Here is a 6,877-nt window from a genome sequence, read left to right as displayed (position 1 = left end):
GATGACCCACATGGACATGGAAGCGGCGGGCGACAAACTCGCCGCGCAGCTCGGTGCCGGCCCGGCCGAAGCGGCCGAGCTGTCCAAGGTCTCGGGACATTGGTTCATGCCACTGACGCGCCGCAGGCCCGGGCGGCGTCTTCGCGAAACTCCGCGACACGTCCGCTGACGTGCATATTCCTTGCGGCGTTGCATGATTGACGGATCGTCCGGGACCCGATACCCCTGTTCGTTGTCCGTCCCCCGCAAGCCCTTCGCGCACCCCTCGTCACTGGAGGCCGCATTGCCAGGATCAGACCTTGCACCGCGAGCGAGCGCCCCTCGCCGGCTGACAGCCGCGAGCGCGGTGGCGTGCGCCGCGCTGTTGCTGCCGCTGGTCTCGGCCGGGCCGTCCGCCACTGCGCCGCGGCCCCCGGCCGGGGCGCTGCAGGACGCCTTCGCCGACGCGGCCGTCGAGTACGACGTGCCTCCGGGCCTTCTGCTCGCCGTGTCCTATCTGCAGTCCCGCTGGGACACGCACGGCGGTGCGGCGAGTGTGACCGGCGGCTACGGGCCGATGCATCTGACGGATGCAAGGACCGCTCTGGCCGACGCACCCCACCATTCGCACGGCGCGGAGAACGCCCTCGGCGACGACGCGCGTGCGCCGCGCGCGGTGTCCAGGGCCGCCCTGGCCAAGGTGGCCGAAGGCGTCGAACTGCCGCCCCGGCTGCGGACGCTGGACCGGGCGGCCGGGGTGTCCGGGATCTCCGCGGCCGAGCTGAGGGACAGCCCTGCCGCCAATGTGCACGGCGGCGCTGCACTGCTCGCCGCGGGACAGAAGGAGCTGGGGAGGCCGCTGAGCGACGACCCGGCCGACTGGTACGGCGCGGTCGCCCGCTACTCCGGGGCCGACGACACGGCGACCGCCGCGACGTACGCCGACGATGTCTTCGATGTGCTGCGCACGGGCGAGTCGCGGACGACGGACAGCGGTCAGCGGATCGTGCTCACCGCCGACCCGGACGTGGCTCCCGACCGCTCCCAGCTGGCGCGCCTCGGACTGCGGACCGCCGATGCGTCGGGGACCCAGTGCCCTGTCACGGTGGCCTGCGAGTGGATCCCCGCGCCGTACGAGGAGTTCGGCGAGGGTGACTACGGAAATCACGACAAGGCGAACCGCCCCGACTCGCAGTCGGTGGACTACATCGTCATTCATGACACCGAGGCCTCCTGGGAGACCACGCTCAAACTGGTTCAGGACCCGACCTATGTGTCCTGGCAGTACTCCCTGCGCTCCTCGGACGGGCATGTCGCCCAGCATGTGCCGCTGAAGGATGTGGCCTGGCACGCCGGGAACTGGTTCGTGAACGCCAAGTCGGTGGGCCTTGAGCACGAGGGTTTCCTGGTGTCGCCGGACGCCTGGTACACGGAGGCGATGTACCGCTCGTCGGCCCGGCTGGTGCGGTATCTCGCCAACCGTTACGGCATCCCGATGGACCGTCAGCACATTCTCGGCCACGACAACGTGCCGGGCACGACGGCGGCGACGATCCGCGGGATGCACACCGACCCGGGGCCGTACTGGGACTGGGCGCACTACTTCCGGCTGCTCGGCAGGCCGTTCACGCCCGCCGTGGGTACGGACGCCCCGGCGGTGACCATCCGCCCCGACTATGCGCGCCACCAGCCGCTGTACACGGGCTGTGTGACAGTGGGTCAGGCATGTGCGCCGCACGGTTCGGGCGCGGTGCGGCTGCACACAGCGCCGAGCGTGAGCGCCCCACTCGTCAAGGACATCGGTCTGCGCCCGGGCGGCGAGGACTCGACGACCGGTGTCAACGACACGGGGGCGCGCGCCTCGACGGGCCAGCAGTTCGCGGTCGCCGGACGGCAGGGCGAGTGGACGGCGATCTGGTATCTGGGCCAGAAGGCCTGGTTCCACAATCCGCGCACGCAACCGACCGCGGTGGGCGCACGGACGCAGGTGCTCACACCGAAGGAGGGCCTCGCTGAGGTGGCGGTGTACGGGCGGGCCTACCCGGAGGCCTCGGCCTATCCGGCGGGCGTGCCGGTGCAGGCACTCTCGCCACTGCCGTACAAGCTGCTCGCGGGCCAGCGGTACGTGGTCGGCGACCTTGTACCGGGCGAGTACCTGTACGCGACGACTTTCGACACGGCGGGGCACCAGGTGATCCGCGGCAAGGAGATGTACTACGAGATCCAGTTCGGGCACCGCGTGGCTTTCGTGAAGGCGTCGGACGTGCGCGTGCTGCGCTAGAGGCGACGGGAGCCGCCGGCCATGAAGGCCGGCGGCTCCCTCATTCATTTGTCCGCTTGTGCGACTGATCGGCCGGATGCGTGCACGCTCTGGGCGACGGGTAGGCCTCGCCCGTCCTGACCCGGTCCGCGCCCAGGTGCGCGGATGCACACCGAAAGGCCCAAGCGCCCATGGCACAGCCCTTCGCACTGCCGGATTTCTATGTTCCGCATCCGGCGCGGCTCAATCCGCATGTCGAGGAGGCGCGCCGGCACACCAGAGGCTGGGCACGCGGGATGGGAATGCTGGAGGGGTCCGGCATCTGGGAGGAGAGTGACCTCGAGGCGCACGACTACGCCCTGCTGTGCGCGTACACCCACCCCGACTGTGATGCGGAGGCCCTCAGCCTGGTCACCGACTGGTATGTGTGGGTCTTCTTCTTCGACGACCACTTCCTGGAGATCTTCAAACGCACGCAGGACCGTGCGGGCGCCAAGGCCTATCTGGACCGGCTGTCCGCGTTCATGCCGCTGGATCGCTCCCAGGGAACGCCCGAGCCGACCAATCCGGTCGAGGCGGGGCTCGCCGATCTGTGGGAGCGCACCGTGCCGAGCATGTCGTGCGCCTGGCGAGCGAGGTTCGCGGAAGCCACCGAGAACCTCCTGAACGAGTCGATGTGGGAGCTGTCCAACATCAACGAGGGCCGGATCGCCAACCCGGTCGAGTACATCGAGATGCGCCGCAAGGTCGGCGGCGCCCCCTGGTCCGCCGGACTGGTGGAGTACGCGGCGGGGGTCGAGGTGCCGGAGGCGGTTGCCGGCTCCCGGCCACTGCGGGTCCTGCGCGACACGTTCTCCGACGGCGTGCATCTGCGCAACGACCTCTTCTCCTACCAGCGGGAGGTCGAGGACGAGGGCGAGCTCAGCAACGGTGTGCTGGTGCTGGAGACGTTCCTCGGCTGTACGACCCAGGAGGCCGCGGAAGCCGTCAACGACCTGCTGACCTCGCGGGTCCAGCAGTTCGAGAACACGGCGCTCACCGAAGTGCCCGCCCTGTGCGCGGAGAAGGGGCTGAGCCCGGCCGAGTGCGCGGCGATCGCCGCCTACGCGAAGGGACTTCAGGACTGGCAGTCGGGCGGCCATGAGTGGCACATGCGCTCCAGCCGCTACATGAACGAGGGCGTGACCCTCAACGGCTCGCCGCCCGCCGGTGTGCTGGGCACCTCGGCGCTCGACATCAGGACGCTCTTCGGCCGGCCGGCCGCCGCCCGGCTGCGCAGCCTCACGCATGTGCCGCGCCAGGTGGGCCCGTCGTGGCTGCCGGACTTCGACCTGCCGTTCGCCCTGTCGCTCAGCCCGCATCTGGAGGACGTCCGCAGACGGTCCATCGCGTGGGCCGGCCGCATGGGTCTGCTCAACGACATCTGGGACGAAGCCAAGCTGGCCGGGTTCGACTTCGCGCTCTGCTCGGCCGGGCTCGACCCGGACGCCACACCCGAGGAGCTGGAGCTCAGTGCCGAGTGGCTGACCTGGGGAACGTACGCGGACGACTACTACCCGGCGGCCTTCGGCAGGCCACGTGATCTGGCCGGCGCCAAGGTCTGCAACGAACGGCTGCGGGCCTGTATGCCCGTCGACTCGCCCGAGACGGGTGCGGCCGTCGCGGTCGCTCCTGTGGAGCGGGGACTCGCCGATCTGTGGGCACGAACGGCCGGGCCGATGTCCCCCGGCGCCCGCGGGGCCCTGCGCACCGCCGTCGACGTCATGCTGGAGAGCTGGCTGTGGGAGCTTCACAACCAGGCCCAGCACCGCGTTCCCGACCCGGTCGACTACATCGAGATGCGGCGGCACACCTTCGGCTCTGAGCTCACCATGAGCCTTGCCCGGCTGCGGCGGGAAGGGCAGCTCTCACCCGACATCTACGCCAGCGGCCCCGTGCGCAGCCTGGAGAACGCCGCGATGGACTACGCCTGCCTGGTGAACGACTTCTTCTCGTACCAGAAGGAGATCGAGTTCGAGGGCGAGGTGCACAACGCGGTGCTGGTGGTCGGGACCTTCTTCGACTGCGACCACTCGACGGCCGCCGCGATCGCCGACGATCTGATGCGGTCCCGGCTGCGCCAGTTCCTTCACGTGAAGGAGCACGAACTCCCTCTGGTGCACGAGGACTTCGGGATGGACGAGGAGAGCAGGACGGCCCTGGACGCGTATGTGCGTGAGCTGGAGGACTGGCTCGCAGGCATCCTGAACTGGCACCGTAAGGTCCGCCGATACCGCGAGGAGGATCTGCGCTCCGGAGCGGCTGCGCGGCTGCTCGGCGCCCCCACGGGCCTCGGCACATCGGCTGCCCGCCTGGCATCGCTGCTGCCCGCTCAGCGTACGGCGGTGGTCGTGTAGCCGTCCGCAGTCCGCCGGGCCGCACAACAGAACTGCCCGGGCAGTGGTGGCGGGAGGCGTTGGAGCCCCCGGGGAATTCAGCCCTGCTGGAACAGCTCCGCGGGCAGCGGCTTGAGCAGCGCGTATAGATCGTCGGTGATCGGGCGGTCCCAGCTGGCGATCGTGACGAGCACATTGTCGCTGCGGTCGAACTGGACGCAGGAGATACGGCTTTCGGAGAGCTTGACGCGGCGCACGATCAACAGGTTGTCGCCCTGCATCACCGGTGTGTCCTCGGTGCCGACCACCTGCACGGACTCGTCGTTCTCGAGCGCGATCAGCAGCTGGGCGACCTCGAAGGGAACCTCTCCGTCCGCCACCTCACGGGCGGGCGAGCCCTCGGGCAGATTACCGATGATCATCGCCGGGCCACGGCCGCCGAACAGGTCGTAGCGCAGGAAAACACCCTGGCAGCTGCCGTCGGGAGCGGGCAGCAGACCGGCGCCGAGATTACCGGGCCAGTCGCCCGGGTCCATGGCCAGGACATCGAAGTCCGGACCCGCGGGTGTGGCGGCGCTGCGGCGGCGGAGGAACGACATACGGCCATGGTACGTGCCCGGGCGGAGTCGGCCGAGCCGGGTGAGCGGCTCCGGGACGTTTGAACGCGACGGCGGCGGTCTCCGTATCTGTGGAGGTACCGGCACGAGCGAGAACCGGGCGGGAGGACATGAGCGAGGAGCAGCGTCCGCCGCGAGTATTTCCGTACCGACACGTGAGGAACAGCCCATGAATGACCCCATCAGTCCTGCCCTGCAAGCGCTCCCGGACGGTGAGGCGGAGCTCCGTCTGGTGGTCCGTCTGCAGTGGGAGGACGTCGCCGCGCTGGGGCAGGAGGCCGGGCGGCTGGCCGCGCAGATGCAGCGCCCGGTGGGCCTCGACGAGGCCGCCCAGCACCGGTTGCGCAGCCGGTCGGCCGGCCATGCGAAGCCTGCGCCTGAGCGCGGTCAGCAGCTGCCGCCTGCGTCGGCGTCGATGTCCGCGCCCACGACGTCGACGGTGTCGTCGCTCACCGCCCGTAGCCCCGGTGAGCATGCCCGCCAGGCGATAGAGAAGATCAACGGGTCAGTGGGCCTGGGACACCCGCCGAGCCAGACGTCCGCCTGACCCCCGTCGTCCGCCTGACGCCGCCTGTCCGTCCCGGACCCCCACCTTCGCCGATGGGAGAGGGCACCGGGACGGACCGCCGGGCGGACGGCCCGGGGGGTGGGCAGGAGAACGAGCGGAACCATCGGCTGTGGCCTACTGGGTACGCCCCAGCGCGACGGGCGAGGGCCGGGCGCGCACCGGTCCGGTACGCGCCCCGCACGGGTGCTCGCCGGGCACCGCCCCTGCCGACGGCGATGCCGACAGGCCGGTGATCTTGCGCGGGCGAACGGCACCGTCGATGGGCGCTCATCCCGGGCGTGGCGCCCGACCGGCTGACGGCGCCGGGCGCGTGAGTGCGTGCCTGCATGACCATTCCGCGCCTGCCGCTGCACCTGCGCCGCAGATCGTGGACCTCGCCGCCTCCGGGCCGGCACCTGCACGGGATCACGGAATCCACGGCCTGCGCCGCGGGCGGTGCAAAGTCCCCGGACGAGCGGCCGGCGGTGCCGCTCACCGCGCCGGACCAGGCGCAAACGCCGTTCGCATCTCCGCCCGGCCGGACCCGGCCGTCCCGGTTCGGCCGCGCTGCCGTGGCTGCGATCTGAGGAGCTCGCGGCCGGTGACCACGCTCATGCCTTCGGCACGGCCATCGACGTCACGCTCGCGGAGCTGCGCTCAAGGCATTCCTCCGGGCGGTCGGGCATTCCTCCCGGCGGACGAGTCCGCATCCTGCCCGGCCGACCACGCGGGCTCGCGGCGCTGACCTGCCGCCGTACACGGTCGCGGCCCGTCAGCGCCGCGGTCCCTGCGGCTGTCCCGTCCCGCGGGAGACGGCCGGCGCGTCAGGTGAGGTCGAACTCCCCGTCGCGTGCGTTCAGGACGAAGGCTCGCCACTCGGCCGGCGTGAAGATCAGCGACGGGTTCTCCGGCCGCCTGCCGTTGCGCATGGCGATGAAACCTTCGACGAAGGCGATCTGAACGTCTCCCATTCCCTGGCTGCTCGACTGCCAATCGGCACGGCTGAGGTCCAGCTCCGGCTTGTCCCAGCCCGACAACAACTGCGTGGTAGTGGTGGTGCTCTCGGCCACGTCCCTGCTCCTCCCGCATCGTCTCCGGG

General features: G+C 70.5%; 5 protein-coding genes. 3 read left to right on the top strand and 2 right to left on the bottom strand.

Annotated features, from left to right (window positions below):
- The first annotated feature begins 328 nt into the window (after positions 1 to 328).
- Both ABZ208_RS27965 and ABZ208_RS27960 read left to right on the top strand, forming a co-directional pair.
- Positions 329 to 2,260, top strand: a complete 1,932-nt coding sequence (locus ABZ208_RS27965) for an N-acetylmuramoyl-L-alanine amidase (protein WP_356912218.1) — start codon at positions 329 to 331, stop codon at positions 2,258 to 2,260.
- A gap of 170 nt (positions 2,261 to 2,430) precedes the next feature.
- The gene (locus ABZ208_RS27960; protein ID WP_356912212.1) at positions 2,431 to 4,635 is read left to right on the top strand and encodes a terpene synthase family protein; all 2,205 of its coding nucleotides are present in this window, start codon (positions 2,431 to 2,433) and stop codon (positions 4,633 to 4,635) included.
- A 77-nt stretch (positions 4,636 to 4,712) separates the two neighbouring features.
- Here the strand turns inward: ABZ208_RS27960 and ABZ208_RS27955 are convergent, their stop codons facing one another.
- Entirely contained in the window at positions 4,713 to 5,213 is a 501-nt protein-coding gene (locus tag ABZ208_RS27955) for a hypothetical protein (RefSeq protein WP_328404395.1), read from the bottom strand.
- A gap of 187 nt (positions 5,214 to 5,400) precedes the next feature.
- Here ABZ208_RS27955 and ABZ208_RS27950 point away from each other — a divergent pair, with 187 nt between their 5' ends.
- Positions 5,401 to 5,778 (top strand): hypothetical protein, encoded by a 378-nt coding sequence (locus tag ABZ208_RS27950; protein ID WP_328404393.1) that lies wholly within the window; start codon positions 5,401 to 5,403, stop codon positions 5,776 to 5,778.
- Positions 5,779 to 6,602: 824 nt separating this feature from the next.
- Here the strand turns inward: ABZ208_RS27950 and ABZ208_RS27945 are convergent.
- A complete protein-coding gene (locus ABZ208_RS27945; protein WP_356912211.1) occupies positions 6,603 to 6,848 on the bottom strand; it encodes a DUF397 domain-containing protein in 246 nt (81 codons plus the stop codon).
- Positions 6,849 to 6,877 lie beyond the last annotated feature (29 nt).

It is taken from the genome of Streptomyces sp. NPDC006208 (genome assembly GCF_040613775.1).
Lineage (GTDB): Bacteria > Actinomycetota > Actinomycetes > Streptomycetales > Streptomycetaceae > Streptomyces.
This window is presented reverse-complemented; position numbering and strand designations above follow the sequence as displayed.

Excerpts from the sequence above, each read along its gene's own strand:
- ABZ208_RS27950 (WP_328404393.1), top strand. The coding sequence starts at position 5,401 with ATGAATGACCCCATCAGTCCTGCCCTGCAAGCGCTCCCGGACGGTGAG.
- ABZ208_RS27960 (WP_356912212.1), top strand. The coding sequence starts at position 2,431 with ATGGCACAGCCCTTCGCACTGCCGGATTTCTATGTTCCGCATCCGGCG.
- ABZ208_RS27955 (WP_328404395.1), bottom strand. The coding sequence starts at position 5,213 with ATGTCGTTCCTCCGCCGCCGCAGCGCCGCCACACCCGCGGGTCCGGAC.